Source organism: Sphaerisporangium corydalis (assembly GCF_025506355.1).
GTDB lineage: Bacteria > Actinomycetota > Actinomycetes > Streptosporangiales > Streptosporangiaceae > Sphaerisporangium > Sphaerisporangium corydalis.
The window spans coordinates 68,789-86,974 of the sequence record NZ_JANZYP010000032.1; the positions used below are offsets into that span (position 1 = coordinate 68,789).

The window sequence follows — 18,186 nt, forward strand, 5'->3', positions numbered from 1 at the left end:
CCGCCGCCGCGAACGGCCCGGCCCTCAGAACTGGCCCTCCAGCTCGGCCAGCAGCAGGCGCTTGGGCTTGGCGCCGAGGACCTGGCGGACCACCTCGCCGCCCCGGTACAGGTTGAGCGTGGGGAAGCCGAGCACCGAGTAGCGGGCGGCGATCTCGGGGAACTCCTCGGCGTTGAGCTTGCCGACGGTCAGGCGGCCCGCGTACTCCTTGGCGATCTCCTCAAGGATCGGTGCCACCATGCGGCAGGGCGGGCACCATTCGGTCCAGAAGTCCACCAGGACGGGCTTGTCGCTCGCGAGCACCAGCTTGTCGAAGTTCTCGGCGGTCAGTGTGATCATGTCGTCGCTCCGGTTCTGATCGCGCACCTCGGGCACGCGTCGGCGAGCTGTGAGGCCACCTCGGCCCTGCGGCCGAGCAGTGTGCGGATCTGCTCGTCGATCTCGGCCAGCTTGCGCCGGTAGACCTCGACGGACTCGGGGCAGGCGTTGCCGGCCTCGTTGCCGGCGCGCAGGCAGTCGACGAACGGCCGGGCGTCCTCCAGTGTGAACCCCACGGTCAGCAGGGAGCGGATCTCGCTGACGAGCTTCAGGTCGGCCTCGTCGTAGTCCCGGTAGCCGTTGGACGACCGCCGGGCCGGGAGCAGTCCCTGCTGCTCGTAGTAGCGCAGCGCGCGGGTGCTCACTCCGGCGCGTCTGGCCAGCTCCCCGATCCGCATCGGTCCCTCCTCGATCCCGCGCTCACGGTAACCCTTGACATCAACGTCAATGTCAAGCCGGAGCGTCCCGGCGCGCCGGGCGGGGTCAGAAGCGGCGCCACCGCAGGACGTTCGGGTAGTCGAGTTCGAGCCCCGGGGTGTCCGCGATCGCCTCCTCGGCCACGTCGGGGGCGAACTCGATGCGCAGCACCGCCTCCAGGTCGGCGCGTGCCGAGAAGACCATGCGCAGGTCGAGCTCCTGGCGCTCCCACCCCTGGCGCGACCAGAACGACTCCACCGCCGCCGCGGAGTAGCTCGGCACCGTGCGGCCGAACCAGCCGCCGAACGCCCCGCGCGTCGCGTCGAGGTCGAGGACGAACGCGGCGCCGCCCCGGCGGACCACCCGGGACAGCTCGCGCAGGCCCGGCTCGCAGCCGGGCCCGAAGAAGTACGCCCACCGGGCGGTCGCGACGTCGACGGAGGCGTCGGGGACCGGCAGTGCCTGGGCGGTGGCGGAGCGGACCGACACGCCGGGGAGCCCGCGGCAGCGTTCGGCGGCGAGCGCCGCCAGCCCGGAATGGGGCTCCACGCCGATCACCTTGCTCGCCGTGGCGGCGAAGACGGGCAGGTGGAAGCCGGTGCCGCAGCCGATGTCCAGGACGACGGCCCCGGTCCACGGCCGGATCGCGGCCATCGCGGCGTCCGCGACGCCGTCGGGGTCGACGGCCCGGTTCTCCAGCTCGTAGGTCCTCGGGGAGTTCCAGATGTTCGGACTGGGGATGGCCCCGTCCACGATCCGCGCCATGCGAACACGCTAGACCAGCCGGAACGCGGCACGGGCATGTGTGATATCCGTTGCATCCGGGTTGCGGAGCGCCACCTGGGCGCGCCCCGGCTTAGGCTGGCAGATGTGACCGACGTCATCCGAGTCCCGAACGCCAAGATCGCGTTGTCCACCGCGTCGGTGTATCCGGAGCGCACTCCGGACGCCTTCGAGCTGGCCGCGCGCCTTGGCTACGACGGCGTCGAGGTGATGGTGGGCGCCGACCCGGTGAGCCAGGACATCGACGTGCTCGAGCGCCTCTCCGACCATTACCACCTGCCCGTGCTGGCCGTGCACGCCCCCTGCCTGCTGGTCACCCAGCGGGTGTGGGGCCGTGACCCCTGGGCCAAGCTGGTCAAGGCGCAGAAGGCCGCCGAGCGGCTCGGCGCGAGCACCGTCGTGGTCCACCCGCCCTTTCGCTGGCAGCGCGACTACGCCCGCGACTTCGAGGTGGGGCTGGCCCGCATGCGCGACGAGACCGACGTGACCTTCGCGGTGGAGAACATGTTCCCGCTCCGTGCCCGCGGCGCCGAGGTCGTGCCGTACGCCCCGGGCTGGGACCCGGTCGACGAGGACTTCCCGCAGGTCACGCTCGACCTTTCGCACACCGCCGTGTCCGGTTCCGACGCGCTGGAGATGGCGGAGAAGCTCGGCGACCGGCTCGCCCACCTCCACCTCGCCGACGGCGTCGGCACCACCAACAAGGACGAGCACCTCGTGCCCGGCCGGGGCGGCCAGCCGTGCGCGCGCATCCTGGAGCGCCTGGCCACCACCGGCTACGGCGGCCTGATCGTGCTGGAGATCAACACGCGCAAGGCCACCGGGCGCACCGAACGCATCGACGACCTGGCGGAGGGCCTGGCGTTCGCCCGGTTGCATTTCGCCGCCTCATCGACGGCATGATCCAATCGACGCCATGAGCCACGAGGTGTTCGACCGCGTCGCCGAGGCCTATGACGCGGCAAGGCCGGGGTACCCGGACGGTCTCTACGACGCGCTCGCCGCGCTCTCGGGCGTCGCGCTGGGCGGCGCGACGGTGGTCGACGTGGGCGCGGGCACGGGCATCTCGACGCGGGGCCTGCTGGCCAGGGGGGCCCGGGTGGTCGCGGTCGATCCCGGCAGGCGCATGCTGGCCCGCCTGGTCGCCCGCACGGCCTCGCCGCGGGTGGCCGTGGGCGACGGCAACGCGCTGCCGCTCCGCTCGGGCACCGCCGACCTGGTCTGCTTCGCGCAGGCGTGGCACTGGCTGCGGCCCGAGGAGTCGATCAGGGAGGCCGTCAGGGTGCTGCGCCCGGGGGGTTCGGTCGCGGCCTGGTGGAACAGCGTCGACATCGGGCCCGGCTCGACCGCGACCGCCGCCGACTGGCTGGTGGCGCACGAGGTGCGGATGGCCGAGGCGTGTTCCGGCTACCGCGGCCCCGCGCTGCCCGAGTGGAGCGTGCCGCCGGTCGCGGCGGTGATGACCCGGGCGGGCCTCCCGGTCCAGGAGGCGTGGATCCACTGGACGCGCACGGTGGGCGTGGAGGACTTCCTGCTCGACCTGCGGTCCCATTCCTTCGTCGCGTCGCTGGGCGCCGGCCGGGTGGAGAGCCTGATCGGCCGGGAGCGCACCGAGCTGACCAGGGTGTTCGCGCAGGGCGAGCTCACGGTGCCGATGCGGGTGTACCTCGCGATCGCCCGCAAGGCCGGCGCGTGAGCACCCCGCGACGAGTGGGCCGGCGGCCGGGGTCGGCGGACACGCGGGGCGAGATCCTCGCGGCGGCCCGCAGGATCTTCTCGGAGAAGGGCTTCGACAAGGCCACGATCCGGGGCATCGCCCGCGAGGCCGGGGTCGACCCTGCCCTGGTCCACCACTATTTCGACACCAAGGAGGGCATCTTCGTCGCGGCGCTGCAGTTGCCGGTCGACCCCGCCAAGGTGCTCCCCCTGATCCTCGAAGGGCCGCGCGACGAGATCGGCGAGCGGCTGGTGCGGTTCCTGCTGACGATGACGGCCGAGCCGCAGGCCCGCGAGCCGATCATCGCCCTGATCCGCAGCGCGATGACCAACGAGCAGATCGTCTCGATGATCCGCGAGTTCCTCACGATGGCCGTGCTGAACCGCGTGGTGGAGGCGCTCGGCATCTCGCCGGTCCGCATGCAGGTGGCGTTCGCGCAGATGTTCGGCGTGATCCTGATGCGGTACGTGGTCCAGCTGGAGCCGCTGGCGTCGGCCGAGATCGAGGAGCTCGTGAAGATCCTCTCGCCGACGATCCAGCGCTATCTCGGAGAAGACTGACCGGCCCCGGCGCGAGCTTTTGGCAGAGCATTGTTCTAGCATCGGTTCGATCACCATCAAGGTGCGGCCATCCCCCGCGTACGCCGGCAAGTTACCGGCGAGTACTATTCGGACTGGTCGTGCCGTCACCGTGGATGACCGGTGTGTCTACGCTGGGCAGCCAACGCCGTAGTTTGGAGGACCCGTGCTCCTTGTCGCGATCATCGGGCTCGTGATGACCGCCGTGGCGGTCGCGCTGGCAGCACGCCGCGTGCTCTGGCTCCACAGGCTCGCCACCAGCGGCCAGCCCGCCCCCGAACGGCTGAGCTACGCCAGGGAGAACATCGGCGCCGAGCTCAAGGCGCAGCTCGTCGAGGTGTTCGCGCAGAAGAAGCTGCTGAAGTGGACCCCGTCCGGGATCGCGCACTTCCTGGTCTTCTGGGCCTTCGTGATCCTGGCCACGGTCTACCTGGAGGCGTACGGCGCGCTGATCCAGGGCGCGGTCACCGGCGAGCCCGACTTCCACATCCCGCTCGTCGGCAGGTGGCCGGTCCTCGGGTTCCTCCAGGACCTCATCGCGCTCGCGTGCCTGCTCGGCCTGGCGTCCTTCGCGGTCATCCGGATCAGGAACTCGCCGAAGCGGCTCGGGCGCGACTCGCGGTTCTCCGGGTCGCACCTCGGCGGCGCCTGGCTGATCCTCTTCATGATCTTCAACGTGATCTGGTCGCTGTTCCTGTTCCGCGGCGCCGCGATCAACACGGGGAACTTCCCCTACCACTCCGGCGCCTTCGGCTCCGAGGGCGTCGCCGCGCTGCTGCGCGACCTCGGCGGACCGGCCAACGAGGCACTGGAGAAGGTCGGCCTGCTCCTGCACATCGGCGTCATGCTGGTGTTCCTGGTGATCGTGGTGAACTCCAAGCACCTGCACATCTTCACCGCGCCGCTGAACGTCATGTTCTCCCGCCGCCCCGACGGCCTCGGCGCCGTGCCGGAGATGCGCAGCAACGGCAAGGTCCTCGACTTCGAGGAGGCCGACCCCGACACCGACGTCTTCGGCCGGGGCAAGATCGAGGACACCACCTGGAAGGGCTTCCTCGACTTCTACACCTGCACCGAGTGCGGCCGGTGCCAGTCGCAGTGCCCGGCCTGGAACACCGACAAGCCGCTGTCGCCCAAGATGCTCATCCTCGACCAGCGCGACCACGCCTTCGCCATCGCGCCGTACCTGCTGGCGACCGAGGAGGAGCGGGCGAACCTGCCCGAGGACGTCCTGGCGCTGGTGGGCAAGCCGCTGGTCGGCGAGAACGGTGTCATCCACCCCGACGTGCTGTGGTCGTGCACCAACTGCGGCGCCTGCGTCGAGCAGTGCCCGGTCGACATCGAGCACATCGACCACATCATGGACATGCGCCGCTACCAGGTGATGATCGAGTCGAACTTCCCGTCCGAGGCGGGCGTGATGCTCAAGAACCTGGAGAACAAGGGCAACCCGTGGGGGGTGCCGGAGACCAAGCGGGCCGAGTGGATCGAGGAGCTGGCCTCGCGCGAGGTCGACCCGATCGAGGTCCTGCTGATCGACGAGAAGGTCCCGGACGACCTCGAATACCTCTTCTGGGTGGGCTGCGCCGGCGCCCTTGAGGACCGGGCCAAGAAGACCACCAAGGCCGTCGCCGAGCTGCTCGACATCGCCGGCGTGAAGTTCGGCGTGCTCGGCCCGATGGAGGCCTGCACCGGCGACCCGGCGCGCCGCCTGGGCATGGAGTTCCTGTTCAACATGCTCGCCCAGCAGAACATCGAGACCCTCAACGAGGCCGGGGTCAAGAAGATCGTGGCCACCTGCCCGCACTGCTTCAACACCCTGGCCAACGAGTACCCGCAGCTCGGCGGCATGTTCGAGGTGGTACACCACACCCAGTTGCTGGCCAAGCTCGTCGAGGAGGGCCGGCTCACCCCGATCACCCCGATCGAGGAGAGGATCACCTACCACGACCCGTGCTTCCTCGGCCGCCACAACAAGGTGTACGCCCAGCCGCGCGACATCATGGCGAAGGTCCCCGGCGTCCAGACCCAGGAGATGCACCGCTGCAAGGACCGGGGCTTCTGCTGCGGCGCGGGCGGCGCGCGCATGTGGATGGAGGAGCGCATCGGCAAGCGGATCAACACCGAGCGCGTGGACGAGGCCCTGACCACCGACCCGGACCGCGTGTCCACCGCCTGCCCGTTCTGCCTGGTCATGCTGGGAGACGCGATCAACGAGAAGAAGAACAGCGGCCAGGCCAAGGAGTCGCTGGAGGTCGTGGACGTCGCGCAGCTCCTCGTCACATCCGTGAAAGGCCGTCCCGTGAAGGCCTGATGGACAGGGCCCGAAATCCTTTCTCCACATAACAGGAAAATCACGGTAACCTCAACGTCGCGCGGCTCTATCGACGGGGAGGGGGCGCCGGTGCGCGTTGTCGTTACCGATGCCGAGGTCACCATGGCCGATGTCCTCTCGCTGCGCCTCGCGATCTCCGAGCCGCTGGCCGAGGGTACGCGGCTGGTCCTGCGGCAGCGGGGCACCGGCACCGAGGCCGCCGTGGTGCTGGGAACGCCGGGGGCCGAGGTGCGCGACGCCTCGGTCGCGGTGTCGCTGGCGCCGCTCGGGCTGAGCCTGGGCCGCTGGGACGCCTACCTGCAGCATGATCAGGACGGCGCGTCGTCCCGCTCCCGCATCCACTGCGTCGACCCGGGCTTCTCCCTGGACCGGCTGGACGCCTACGCCCTGAGCCGGCGCACCCTGGCCTACCGGACCTACCGCACGCTCACCGGCTACCTGGCCGTCAAGATCTCGCCCGCGGAGCCGGCGGCCGACGTGCGGGCGGTCTGGTTCCGCGAGGGCCGCTTCGAGGTCACCGGGCTGCTGGCCTACACCGGGTTCGACGACGACGACGCCCACCACACCGCCCGCCTCGCCCTGCGCCGCGCGGCCGGGCCCGAGATCGCGGTGACCGCCGCCGCGACCGTCAAGGGGGTGCGGTTCCACGCCGCGCTGTCCCTGTGCGACGTGATCGCCGCGGCCCCGGAGTACGAGGGCCTGTGGGAGCCGACGCTGGAGGTCGACGGGCTCGACGTGCCGCTCCCCCTCGGCGGGCGCATCGACGACGTGGACGGCAAGCGGCGCCGCGTGCACTACCCCGACACCAAGGTGGACGGCGTGCCGGTCCGCCCCTGCTACACCGTGGACGACGAGCTCCGTCTCGAGGTGGGTGGATGAGGGTCTGCTTTCTGATCCCCTCGGTCTACGGCATGCGCGGCGACACGCGGGCCGTGCTGAACCTCGCCACCGAGCTGGCCTCCCGGCACGAGGTGGAGATCGTCAGCGTCCGGCGGGTGCGTGACACGCCGTTCTTCCCGGTCGACTCCCGCATCTCGCTGCGCTGGCTGATCGACGCCCGCCCCGGCGTCCGCCACCTGCTGCCCGGCGGCCAGATGCGCACCGAAGTGGCGCTGTGGCGCACTCTGCGCGGGCTGCGGTGCGACCTGCTGGTCACCACCAGGCCGGGGCTGAGCGTGCAGGCCGCCCGGCACGTCCCGCGCGAGACCGTGCGCATCGCCCGCGAGTGGAGCCGCCCGTCCGTCCCGCTGCCGATCCGCCGCTTCTACCCCAAGCTCGACGCGGTCGTCACCTCCACCGAGACCGCCAGGGAGGAGTTCGTCCGCATCCTCGGCGGCACCGACCGGCCGCCGGTGTTCGTCATCCCCGACGCCCTGCCCCGGGGGCCGTGGCCGCGCTCGCGCATGGACAACCGCATCATCTCGGCGGGCGGCCGGTGGCTGCCGGGCAAGGCGTTCGACCGGCTCATCGAGGCCTTCGCCGTCGTCGCCGACAAGCGGCCCGACTGGCGGCTGCGCCTGTACGGCGGCGGCCCGGAGGAGAAGCGGCTGCGGGCCCTGGTCGGCCGGCTCAGCCTGCACAACAACGTGTACTTCATGGGCACCACGCCCGACCTGCAGGGGGAGTTCGCCAAGGCCTCGCTGGTCGCGGTCACCTCCTACGCCGAGACGCCCGGCATGACGGTGATCGAGGCGCTCGGGTGCGGCGTACCGGTCGTCGGGTTCGAGGGGGCGCGCGGGCCGGGCGAGTTCGTGACCTCCGGCCACGACAGCGTCCTGGTGCCGCAGGGGGAGCGGGAGATCGAGGCGTACGCCTCGGCGCTGCTCGCGCTGGTGGACGACGAGCGCCGCCGCATGACGCTGGCCGCGGGGGCGCTCTCCTCGGCCGAGGGGCACGCCGCGCCGGTGGTCGCCGCCCGCTGGGAGACGCTGGTGGAAAGCCTGCGCGCCTGACGTGCGGCGGACGGGGTGGGATACCCCGAAGAGGTATCGTGGCCCTATGCATGGGTACAGCGGTGACAAGCAGGCTTATCTAACCAGGCTCCGGCGGATCGAGGGTCAGATCCGCGGGCTGCAGCGCATGGTCGAGGAGGACTCCTACTGCATCGACATCCTCACGCAGGTGTCGGCCGCGACGCGCGCCCTGCAGGCCGTGGCGCTGGGTCTGCTGGAGGACCACATCGGCCACTGCGTGACGGACGCGATCAACGCGGGCGGGCCCGAGGCCGAGGAGAAGGTCAAGGAGGCCTCGGCGGCGATCGCGAGGCTAGTGCGCTCGTAGCGGTTTCGCGGGAGTTTCCCGGCCCGGCCGGACTAGTCCGGACAGGGGCCGCAGGTCCCCTTTCGCAAAACCGTCCCGAACTCCCTGGGAGTCCGGGACCAGTTCCGCGAGCATCTTCAGTGGCTCACCGAAGTCCGCAATCCGAGCGCGTTGTCGAGCTCATCCAAGGTCAGCTCTCGCTCGCTGACAGCGACGGCGCTGAGCACCTCCGCGTAGAGCGCGATCTCGTCCAACGCGACACGGTCATGGACTCGTGAGTCCAGGTAGTCGTGCCCCACCGCGTCGTCCTTCCTTCCGCAGCCCACACCCACTTCGAGGTTACGACCGGGCGGCTTTCGATGACATGGCCCATCGGGACCATTCGCCGGACCCGCTCGTGCCTCCTGGAACCATTTCCCGGATCCGAGATCACAATTCAGCCAAATCCCCAGATGAGGGGACGGGGAATGATATACGCGAGGTAAGCATGGAATAACCCGATAAAGCGTTTAGATCATGGCAGCCCGGTCAGGTGTGACGAATCCATTCGGCTGAGGTTCCTGGGACTCCAGGCGTGGGATCGTCGCGCTCGTCGATCAGGCAGCTCACGGTCGCCGCGGACGTCGGGAAGCCGCGCGGCGGAGGCGGCGTACCCGTCAGGCGGCACCACGCGAGCCCCGTCGCGTACCCCGCCCCCAGAAGCGCCGCGGCCGAACCCCGGTCGGGCGGGCGCAGGGCGGCCGGCGGCTCGCCCTCCCTTGGCCAGCAGCCGCGCAGGGGGTGCCGGGGCTCGGCGAGCGTCACGTAGTACGTCTGCCGCAGCTCGGCGTCCATCCACGGGTACAGCCGCGCCGCGACCCCCGGCGCCACCGCGTGCACGTCCGCGGCGAGCAGGGAGGCCGCCACCGCACGGGGGTCGGCGCCGTGGGCGCTCACGAACTCCAGCGCCCGCACCAGGTCGTACAGGGTGTGCCGGAAGTGCTCGCCCGCCGAGGTGTCGGCCAGGACCGCGCCCCTCAGCTCATCGGGGCAGCGCGCCAGCCACGCCTGCCGCACCGTCACGGCGTCCCGGGCGGCGTGGTCCAGCCACGGCCGGGCCCGCAGCGGCTCCACCATCGCGAGCAGGGCGGCGGCCCGGGGACCGAACCTCGGGTCGGGCAGCAGCACGCGTGCGGTGTCGCCGGCCAGCGCGGCCAGGCGCAGCGCGGTGCCCTGCGCGCCGCCGTGCGACTCGGCGTACGGCTCGACCAGCGCCTCAAGCGGGGTCGGCGGCAGCCACCTGACCCAGTCGTCCCCCGGCAGCGGCCGGCTCAGGAACTCGCCGAACATCGACAGCAGCACCTCGTTGCCGTCGAACGCCGGGGCGTACGCGCACCACATGATCGTGCCCCACACCATGGCGACCGTCGCGGGCACGTCCGCGTAGAACAGCGCGCGCAGCGGCCCGGTGACGTACGGGGTGTCCGCCCGCGACACCTGGCTCGCGTCGAGCAGCGTACGTACCTGCTCGACGATCCGGTGGGGGACGTCCGGGCCGACGAAGGCCTGCGTGGAGCCCCGGTCGAACGAGAAGTCGGCCGAGGACGCCAGCAGCGGCTCGGGAACGGCCGGCGCGGGGTGCGGGGCGTGCGCCGCCGACCGTACGGTCTGGTCGGCGGGCGGCGCGGACAGGTGCCACTCGCCGTCGGACGGCTCGTGGCGGTACCAGCGGGCGTGCGCGCCGAACAGCCAGCACGCGCCGTCCGGGGTGCGCAGCAGGCGGGCCGCCATGGCCTGCGCCTGGGTGTGCGCGGGTACGGCGGACCAGCGGGGGTCCGCGACCATGGTGCGGACATCCTGCTCGATCGCGTCGAAAGGGTCCCACTGCACGGCGGCCATGCTACTTGGGCCCGGCGCCCCCACCACGACATCAGGCGGGCGCCCCGGTCAGGCGGGCGGTACCGGGCGGGCCGCGCGGTGCCGGGCGGCCTTCGCCAGGTACGCGTCCGGGGTGGCGGCGAACGACGCCCGGTCGCGGTCGGTCAGCTCGCGGACGACCGTCCCCGGGACGCCCGCCACCAGCACGCCCGCCGGGATCTTCTTGCCCGGCGTGACCACGCACCCGGCGGCGACCAGGGACCCCGCGCCGATCACGGCGCCGTTGAGCACGATGGCGCCGATGCCGACCAGCGCGCCGCTCTCCACGCGCGCGCCGTGCACCACCGCGCGGTGGCCGAGGCTCACCCGGTCGGCGAGGACGGCGGGCAGGCCCGGGTCGGCGTGCAGGCAGCACAGGTCCTGGATGTTGCACTCGTCGCCGACGTCGACCGCCTCGTCCTCGCCGCGCAGCACCGCGCCGTACCAGACGCTCGTGCCGCGCCCGAGCCGCACCCGGCCCACCACGACGGCGCCGGGCGCCACGTAGGCTTCTGGATGGACCGACGGCGCGCCCGTGTCGAGGGCGGCGATGTACGGCGAGGCCAGGGGGAACGACGGGTCCCGGAACGTCGGCTCGCTCATGACAATGATGATCTCATACGGCTTTCTTCCTGATTTTCGGACTTACTACTGGTGGGCCGTCATTCACCGGTAAGAGTCAGGCGTTCGGGTTGCGGACTTGGGCAGATGGCAGGAAAGTCGTGTCCTGACGTGTCGTTACCAAAGCACGACCCCCACTCGATTCAAGACCCCCAGGGCTCAGCCATGACGAACCAGCACGACAGCTTTCCCGACATGATGCACGAGGACCTCGGTTTCGAGGTCGTGATGCGTGGATACAGCCGCCGCCAGGTCCACGATCACATGGTCAGGACCCGCAACCAGATCCGTGACCTCGAGGAACGGCTGGCGCGGGCCATCGATCAGGCCGAGCAGGGCCGCATCGAGCTCGCGGAGGCCCGCCGGCGGCTCGCCGAGGCCCCCCAGGACTATGACGAGCTGGGGCAGCGGCTGAGCCAGATCCTCAAGCTCGCCGAAGAGGAGGCGATCTCCAAGCGCGAGGACGCGGCGGCCGAGTCCACGCGGATCCTCGACGCCGCCCAGACCGAGGCCGAGCGCCGCGTCCACGACGCGACCGCCGCCGCCGAGCAGCTGCTGGCCCAGGCGGGCTCCGACGCCGAGGAGACACTGGGGGCCGCGCGCGCGGAGTCGGACGAGACCCTGCGCGGCGCCCGCGCCGAGGCCGACCGGGTGCTCACCTCCGGGCAGCAGGAGGCCGAGCGGCTGCTGGCCGACGCCCACGCCCAGGCCGACGCGACCATCGCCTCCGCCGACGCCGAGGCCGAGTCGACGCTGAAGGCCGCGCGGGCCGAGGCCGCCGACACGCTGGCCGCCGCCCAGCGCCGCGCCGAGTCGCTGGACGAGCACACCGGCCGGCGCGTCACGTTCCTCACCGACACCCACACCGAGGTCATGCGCAGGCTCGGCGAGATGGGCTCGGTGCTGACCGACCTGCTCCACCGCGAGGGGGGCGCGGGCGCGCTGATCGACGAGGCCGCCGTGCTGCCGCCGCGTCCCGAGGTCGGCTCGGTCGACGACCTGCGCGGGGACCTGCCGCCCGCGGACGACGAGCTGCGCGTCGTGCTGGACGACGAGGACGGCGCGGAGCCCGCCCAGGCCGCGCCCTCGGCCGGGGTCCAGGACGAGATCGACGCCGGGGCCACGCGCCCGGCGAACGACGTCCACCACCCCGCCTTCGCCGACGCCCATCCCTTCGGCGGCGCGCAGGGTCACGACGACCCGCAGGGCCACAACGACTCGCACGGCGCCAACGACTCGCACGGCGCCAATGACTCTCATGGCGCCAATGACTCTCATGGCGCCAACGACTCCCACGGCGCCAACGACTCCCACGTTCCCGGCGACTCGGGCGTGCACGACGACGTGCGCGGTTTCGGTGACGCGCTCGCGCCCGACGACGAGCACGGCCGCGACGGCTCCCACGGGTTCGGCGACGCGCACGGCCCCGTCGGCGTCGGTGCGGCCGGTGACGCCGACCGCCAGTACGACGCGTACGCCGCCGACGCCGGCGCGCCCGCCGACGGCCCCGACCCGCAGGACACGATCGAGGTCGGCGGCCGTCGCGACGTCTACGGGACCGAGGACGCCCACGCGGCGAATGATCATGAAGTGCCCGCGAAGGGCCGCATCCGCGGTTTTTTCGAGGAGACCGACATCCACCTGAGCCGGGTGTCGGACCAGGCCGGCGGTGACGGGCTTCCCGCTCACCGGCCGTAGCCGTAGCAGGGCCGGTCCGGTGCGCCGGGCCGGCCGCCTGGCGGAAACCCCCGCCCCCGATCGGGTCGGAGGTTTCCGCGCTCGCCCGTCGCCGGCCGCGCCCGCGATCAGGTCTCGGGGTCGACCGGCCCGTTCTCCGGGTCGATCGACGAACCGCACTCCCGCTGCTGGAGCAGCGTCTCGCGCAGCCCCTCCGGATCGTCGGCGTCGATCGTCATCGCGCATCCGGCGTCACGTTCCCGCTCGGTGAGCAGGTGGTGCCGGGTGGCCCACCACCTGCCGGCGTCGCTCCGCCAGATGGTCCAGTCGGGAAACTCCCGGGCGATTTCGGCGAGGTGCCGGTCGAACGACATCCCGTCCACCCTTCCCGCGGTGAGGGCCAGGTTTGTACCGTTCCCCCCTCACGGTGAGGGACATCTCTAGAGAAATCAATGTTCGGGGTGGACAGGTCGACCTAACGCTTGGCCACGGGCTTGACTCAGGCGTCGAAATCGTACTGAAGTACATAGGACGCGGCGTCCATGATCATCTTGTTCAGCTCGACCGCCGCGCCCCCGCCGGCGAACGCCGACCGGCACACCTCGATCACCGGCGTGCCCGCGGGCAGCCCGAGCTTGGCCGACTCCTCCGGCGTGGGCATCCTGGCGCGCACCTCCTCGGTGAAGTGCACGGGCGCGTGCCCGAGGTCGCGCAGCCGGGCGTACACCCCGCCGGGGCCGGTGTCCTGCGCGGTGATCGGCGACCCGGTCACCAGATCGGCCGGAAAGTGGGAGGCCGCGAGCTGCACCGGCCGCCCGTCCACCGAATAACGGCGGCGGCGCACCCACACCTCGTCGCAGTCGAGCACCCGCGCGGCCTCCCCGGCCGCCGCCTCCCGGGTGATGGTGAGGTCGTCGACGGAGTACGGGCGGCCGGTGGTGTCGGAGTCCCAGATGGCCCGGCCGGTGCCCCACTGCTCGCGTGACAGGCGGCGGGAGCCGTGCCGGCGGATCGGCCGGAACTGGCGGACGTACACCCCCGAGCCGCGCCGGGGGACCGCCACGCCCTCGTTGATGAGGACGGCCAGCGCCTGCCTCGCGGTCGCCCTGGCGATGCCGTACTCGCTCATGAGGGCGTTCTCGCCCGGCAGCCGGTCCCCGTCGCGGAACTCGCCGGCCAGGATCGCCTGGCGCAGGCGGTCCGCGATCCGGCGATAGATCGGGGGTTCATGAGGTACCGGGGATTCCATCACGCTCTATCACCCTCAGTCACCAGTGGGGTCCGCGTCTCCAGAGAACTTGCCCCGCCTTGTCCACGATCGCACAGATACGCAGGTGCGTCCCGTGCTTCTTTTGAGCGAATCGTGCCCGTGTGGTGATCTTCGGGGCCTTTCGCGGCCTGTCACCGTGGACCGGTCCCGCCCGGTGCGCCTCCGGCGCGCGGGGAGGGTGGCGGGCCGGCACAGGAATGTGGCCGGCGCGACATATCGCCAAAGGTGCGACTCACCAGGGCCCCCGCCGCTTCCGTGTCCTTTCGGGGTGTATTGACAGAGGGCTCGCCTGGCAAGCAATCTGTTGCGCATAACGGGTCCCGTTTCGCCATTCACAACACCGCTTCCGGCGAGGTCCTCGCCGTCGACGACATCTGCAGGAGCGATACGTGAGCAGCCTGCTCGCCACCCTTTCCGGCGGTCTGTACACCGACGAGAACATCTTCGCCCTCGAACAGCAGCGGATCTTCGAGTCCATGTGGTTCTGCGCGGCCAGGTCCGCCGACCTCGCCCGGCCGGGCGCGTACCGCACCGTCCAGGTCGGCCGCGAGAGCGTCATCGTCAGCCGGGCCAAGGACGGCTCGGTCCGCGCCTTCCTGAACGTCTGCCGCCACCGCGGCGCCCGCCTGTGCACCGAGGAGTCGGGCGAGGTGCGGCGCGCCTTCACGTGCGCGTACCACGCGTGGACCTACGACCTGGACGGCCGGTTGATCGCGGCGCCGAACCTCACCAAGATGCCGGACATCGACCGGGTGGCGTACGGCCTGGTGAACGTGCACGTGCGCGAATGGCTCGGGTACGTGTGGGTGTGCCTGGCCGACGAGCCGCCCTCCTTCGAGCAGGACGTGCTCGGCGCGGTCGTGACACGCCTCGGCGACCTGGCCTCGATCGAGAACTACGGGATCGAGGACCTCAAGGTCGGCCGCAGGATCGTCTACGACGTCAAGGCGAACTGGAAGCTGATCGTCGAGAACTTCATGGAGTGCTACCACTGCGCGACGATCCACCCCGAGCTGACCGAGGTGCTGCCGGAGTTCGCCGACGGGTACGCCGCCCAGTACTTCGTCGGGCACGGCGCCTCCTTCGCCGCCGGCGTGGAGGGGTTCACCGTCGACGGCTCGCCGGGGGTCGACCGCATCCCCGGGGTGAGCGAGGACCAGGACCGCCGCTACTACGCGATCACCATCAAGCCGCAGGTCTTCGTCAACCTGGTGCCCGACCACGCGATCGTGCACCGGATGTACCCGCTCGCGGCCGACCGCACGATCGTGGAGTGCGACTGGCTGTTCCTGCCGGAGGTCGTGGACGGCGGCGCCGACCTCGGGCCGTCGGTCGAGCTGTTCCACAAGGTCAACGTGCAGGACTTCGACGCGTGCGAGCGGTGCCAGCCGGGGATGAGCTCGCGCGCGTACGCGCGCGGCGGCGTGCTGGTGCCGAGCGAGCACCACATCGCCATCTTCCACGACTGGGTGGCCGAACGGCTCGGCCTGCCCCGCTGACCGGCTGGGCGGGTACGCCGCCTCGGCGGGCGGTCACGTGGCCCTGGCGGGCCGGGCTCAGCCGGCGAAGCCGAGGCGGTGACTGATGTCGGCCGCGCCGCCTATCAGGACGGGGGCCAGCTCGTGGATGCGCTTCTCGCTGAAGCGGTACGCGGGCCCGGACGCGCTGACGGCCGCCACCACCTCGCCGTCGTAGGACCTGACGGCGGCGGCGATGGCGTTCAGCCCGATCTCGTACTCCTCCAGCGTCACCGCGTACCCCCGAGCGCGGGCCTCCACGAGCTGCGGGGCCAGCTCCTCGGGAGAGGTGATGGTGGCGGGGGTGAAGCGCGCGAGGCCGGCGGCGGAGAGCAGCCGGTCGCGGTGCGGGCCGTCGAGGTGGGCCAGCAGGACCTTGCCGCTGGAGGTGGCGTGCAGGGGGGTGAGCTGCCCGACCCAGTTGTGCGCCGTCACCGCCGACGGGCCGCGCACCTGGTCGAGGTTGACCGCGTAGTGGGAGCGCACGACGGCGATGTTGACGGTCTCGCCGATCTCCTCGGCCAGCCGGCGGCAGACGGGGCGGCCCTGCTGGGTGAGGTCGAGGCGGGAGGCGACGCCGCCGGCCAGGCGGATGATCCCGAAGCTGAGCCGGTACTTGCCGCGGTCCTCGGCCTGCTCCACCAGGTTGCGGGCCTCCAGGGCGCCGAGGAGCCGGAACGCGGTCGACTTGTGGACGCCGATCTCCGCCGCGATCTCGCTGACACCGGCCTCGCCGCGCTGGGAGAGGATCTCCAGCACGCTGATGGCCCGGTCGACCGACTGCACGCCGGCCGAGGAATCGTTGCCCATAGCTCGGGACTGTAGGCGGTCAGGATGGTGGCGTCCATTTGACCACGGCGCCGGGAATGGTTGCGGATGCCGCAACCTTGTGCGTCAATCGCTACAGGAAAAACGCACTGCGGTGGACGCGAGAAGAGAGCGAGACCCGGCAGGTATGTACGACTTCGTCATCGTCGGTGGTGGGTCGGCGGGCAGCGCTCTGGCGAACCGGCTGTCGGCCGACCCCGCCGTGCGCGTCCTGGTCCTGGAGGCCGGCCGTTCGGACTTCCCCTGGGACGTCTTCATCCACATGCCCGCCGCGCTGATGTTCCCCATCGGCAGCCGGTTCTACGACTGGAAGTACGAGTCCGAGCCCGAGCCCCACATGAACGGCCGCCGCATCTACCACGCGCGCGGCAAGGTGCTCGGCGGGTCGAGCAGCATCAACGGCATGATCTTCCAGCGTGGCAACCCGCTGGACTACGAGCGGTGGGGCGCCGACCCCGGCATGGGGACCTGGGACTACGCGCACTGCCTGCCGTACTTCAAGCGCATGGAGAACTGCACGGCCGACCCGGGCACCGCCTTCCGCGGCCACGACGGGCCCCTGGTCCTGGAACGCGGCCCCGCGACCGGGCCGCTGTTCGGCGCCTTCTTCGACGCCGTGCGCGAGGCGGGCTACCCGCTGACCGACGACGTGAACGGCTTCCGCCAGGAGGGGTTCGCGGCCTTCGACCGCAACATCCGCCGAGGGCGGCGCCTGTCCGCCGCCCGCGCGTACCTGCACCCGGTGAAGGGGCGCCCCAACCTGGAGATCAGAACGCGGGCCTTCGTCACGAAGATCCTTTTCGAGGGCCGGCGGGCCGTCGGCGTCGAGTACAACGGCACGACCGTGCGGGCGGGGGAGGTCATCCTGTGCGGCGGGGCCATCAACTCGCCGCAGCTCCTCCAGCTCTCGGGGGTGGGCGCCGCCGCCGAGCTGGAGGCCGTCGGCGTCCGGCCCGTCCACGACCTGCCGGGCGTCGGGGAGAACCTCCAGGACCACCTCGAGGTCTACGTGCAGTACGGGTGCAAGGAGCCGGTCTCCATGCAACCCGCCATGAAGTGGCGCAACCGCCCCTGGGTCGGCGCGCGGTGGCTGTTCCTGCGCTCGGGGCCGGGCGCCACCAACCACTTCGAGGCGGGCGGGTTCGCCCGGAGCAACGAGGACGTCGCCTACCCGAACCTGATGTTCCACTTCCTGCCCGTCGCCGTGCGCTACGACGGCTCGGCCCCGGCGGGCGGGCACGGTTACCAGGTGCACATCGGCCCGATGTACTCCGACGCGCGCGGCTCGGTGAAGATCCGCGGCACCGACCCCCGGGTCCATCCGGCGCTGCGCTTCAACTACCTGTCCACCGAGCAGGACCGCCGCGAGTGGGTCGAGGCGGTCCGCGTCGCGCGCGACATCCTCAACCAGCCCGCCATGGGCCCCTACAACGCGGGCGAGCTGTCACCGGGGCCGTCGGTCCAGACCGACCAGGAGATCCTCGACTGGGTGGCGCGCGACGGCGAGACCGCGCTGCACCCCTCGTGCACGGCGCGCATGGGGGTCGGCGAGGACGCCGTCGTGGACCCGGCGAGCATGCGCGTGCACGGCCTGGACGGGCTGCGCGTGGTCGACGCCTCGGTCATGCCGTACGTCACCAACGGGAACATCTACGCCCCGGTGATGATGGTCGCCGAGAAGGCCGCCGACCTGATCCTCGGCCACCCCCCCCTGCCCCCCGACCCGACCCCCTTCTACCGCCACCCCACCACCGCCGGGTAGCCGGAGACCGTCCCGGGCCGGAGACCGTCCCGGCCGGGGCCCGTGTCACCGGCGGCGGATCCTTCACGTCCGTGGTGCCGCGGTGGTGCGTGTTTCGGTCGGCAAGGGAAACGCGACAAGCCTTGACGAGGCCCACGCCAGGGTCGATTCTGTTCCTCGTTGAGCATTCTGGTGCGTGATACGCAACTGGATGCGAAAAGAGAGGCCC

General features: G+C 71.4%; 18 protein-coding genes. 10 read left to right on the forward strand and 8 right to left on the reverse strand.

The genetic code is table 11. From position 1 onward, the window contains the following. Positions 1–24: 24 nt before the first annotated feature. The 3 genes from trxA to NYZ98_RS22035 all read right to left on the reverse strand — a co-directional run bounded on the left by trxA (position 25) and on the right by NYZ98_RS22035 (position 1,500). A complete protein-coding gene (gene trxA, locus NYZ98_RS22025; protein WP_262844744.1) occupies positions 25–339 on the reverse strand; it encodes a thioredoxin in 315 nt (104 codons plus the stop codon). Then, a complete protein-coding gene (locus NYZ98_RS22030) occupies positions 336–716 on the reverse strand; it encodes a MerR family transcriptional regulator (RefSeq protein ID WP_262844745.1) in 381 nt (126 codons plus the stop codon). The genes trxA and NYZ98_RS22030 overlap by 4 nt, the downstream gene beginning before the upstream one ends. 85 nt (positions 717–801) lie before the next feature. Then, positions 802–1,500, reverse strand: coding sequence for a class I SAM-dependent methyltransferase (locus NYZ98_RS22035; protein ID WP_262844746.1), 699 nt, complete (start codon positions 1,498–1,500; stop codon positions 802–804). A gap of 105 nt (positions 1,501–1,605) precedes the next feature. Between NYZ98_RS22035 and NYZ98_RS22040 the strand changes: the two genes are divergently transcribed. From NYZ98_RS22040 to NYZ98_RS22070, 7 genes are all read left to right on the forward strand, one after another. After that, complete coding sequence (locus NYZ98_RS22040) at positions 1,606–2,421, forward strand: sugar phosphate isomerase/epimerase family protein (RefSeq protein WP_262844747.1); 816 nt, start codon at positions 1,606–1,608, stop codon at positions 2,419–2,421. Between the two features lie 13 nt (positions 2,422–2,434). After that, on the forward strand, positions 2,435–3,214 hold the full coding sequence (locus NYZ98_RS22045; protein ID WP_262844748.1) for a class I SAM-dependent methyltransferase: 780 nt from the start codon (positions 2,435–2,437) through the stop codon (positions 3,212–3,214). Continuing rightward, positions 3,211–3,795 carry a TetR/AcrR family transcriptional regulator gene (locus NYZ98_RS22050; RefSeq protein WP_262844749.1) on the forward strand — a complete coding sequence of 195 codons (585 nt, stop codon included), beginning with the start codon at positions 3,211–3,213 and terminating at the stop codon, positions 3,793–3,795. The genes NYZ98_RS22045 and NYZ98_RS22050 overlap by 4 nt, the downstream gene beginning before the upstream one ends. Before the next feature lie 184 nt (positions 3,796–3,979). Next, on the forward strand, positions 3,980–6,127 hold the full coding sequence (locus NYZ98_RS22055; RefSeq protein WP_262844750.1) for a (Fe-S)-binding protein: 2,148 nt from the start codon (positions 3,980–3,982) through the stop codon (positions 6,125–6,127). Between the two features lie 90 nt (positions 6,128–6,217). Then, on the forward strand, positions 6,218–7,027 hold the full coding sequence (locus NYZ98_RS22060; RefSeq protein WP_262844751.1) for a hypothetical protein: 810 nt from the start codon (positions 6,218–6,220) through the stop codon (positions 7,025–7,027). Next, a complete protein-coding gene (locus tag NYZ98_RS22065) occupies positions 7,024–8,100 on the forward strand; it encodes a glycosyltransferase (RefSeq protein ID WP_262844752.1) in 1,077 nt (358 codons plus the stop codon). The genes NYZ98_RS22060 and NYZ98_RS22065 overlap by 4 nt, the downstream gene beginning before the upstream one ends. Before the next feature lie 46 nt (positions 8,101–8,146). Next, the gene (locus NYZ98_RS22070; protein ID WP_262844753.1) at positions 8,147–8,428 is read left to right on the forward strand and encodes a metal-sensitive transcriptional regulator; all 282 of its coding nucleotides are present in this window, start codon (positions 8,147–8,149) and stop codon (positions 8,426–8,428) included. A 507-nt stretch (positions 8,429–8,935) separates the two neighbouring features. Here NYZ98_RS22070 and NYZ98_RS22075 read toward each other — a convergent pair. Then, on the reverse strand, positions 8,936–10,285 hold the full coding sequence (locus tag NYZ98_RS22075; RefSeq protein WP_262844754.1) for a hypothetical protein: 1,350 nt from the start codon (positions 10,283–10,285) through the stop codon (positions 8,936–8,938). Between the two features lie 48 nt (positions 10,286–10,333). Further along, on the reverse strand, positions 10,334–10,906 hold the full coding sequence (locus NYZ98_RS22080; protein ID WP_262844755.1) for a gamma carbonic anhydrase family protein: 573 nt from the start codon (positions 10,904–10,906) through the stop codon (positions 10,334–10,336). Positions 10,907–11,089: 183 nt separating this feature from the next. On the opposite strand from NYZ98_RS22080, the gene NYZ98_RS22085 reads away from it, so the two are divergent. Continuing rightward, positions 11,090–12,622 carry a hypothetical protein gene (locus NYZ98_RS22085; RefSeq protein ID WP_262844756.1) on the forward strand — a complete coding sequence of 511 codons (1,533 nt, stop codon included), beginning with the start codon at positions 11,090–11,092 and terminating at the stop codon, positions 12,620–12,622. 107 nt (positions 12,623–12,729) lie between these two features. Here the strand turns inward: NYZ98_RS22085 and NYZ98_RS22090 are convergent, their stop codons facing one another. Continuing rightward, positions 12,730–12,975 carry a hypothetical protein gene (locus tag NYZ98_RS22090; RefSeq protein ID WP_262844757.1) on the reverse strand — a complete coding sequence of 82 codons (246 nt, stop codon included), beginning with the start codon at positions 12,973–12,975 and terminating at the stop codon, positions 12,730–12,732. Between the two features lie 125 nt (positions 12,976–13,100). Continuing rightward, positions 13,101–13,850, reverse strand: coding sequence for a GntR family transcriptional regulator (locus NYZ98_RS22095; protein WP_262844771.1), 750 nt, complete (start codon positions 13,848–13,850; stop codon positions 13,101–13,103). A gap of 410 nt (positions 13,851–14,260) precedes the next feature. On the opposite strand from NYZ98_RS22095, the gene NYZ98_RS22100 reads away from it, so the two are divergent. Then, on the forward strand, positions 14,261–15,370 hold the full coding sequence (locus NYZ98_RS22100) for an aromatic ring-hydroxylating oxygenase subunit alpha (RefSeq protein WP_262844758.1): 1,110 nt from the start codon (positions 14,261–14,263) through the stop codon (positions 15,368–15,370). Positions 15,371–15,427: 57 nt separating this feature from the next. Here the strand turns inward: NYZ98_RS22100 and NYZ98_RS22105 are convergent, their stop codons facing one another. Further along, a complete protein-coding gene (locus NYZ98_RS22105; RefSeq protein ID WP_262844759.1) occupies positions 15,428–16,198 on the reverse strand; it encodes an IclR family transcriptional regulator in 771 nt (256 codons plus the stop codon). A gap of 145 nt (positions 16,199–16,343) precedes the next feature. Between NYZ98_RS22105 and betA the strand changes: the two genes are divergently transcribed. After that, entirely contained in the window at positions 16,344–17,978 is a 1,635-nt protein-coding gene (gene betA / locus NYZ98_RS22110; RefSeq protein ID WP_262844760.1) for a choline dehydrogenase, read from the forward strand. Positions 17,979–18,186 lie beyond the last annotated feature (208 nt).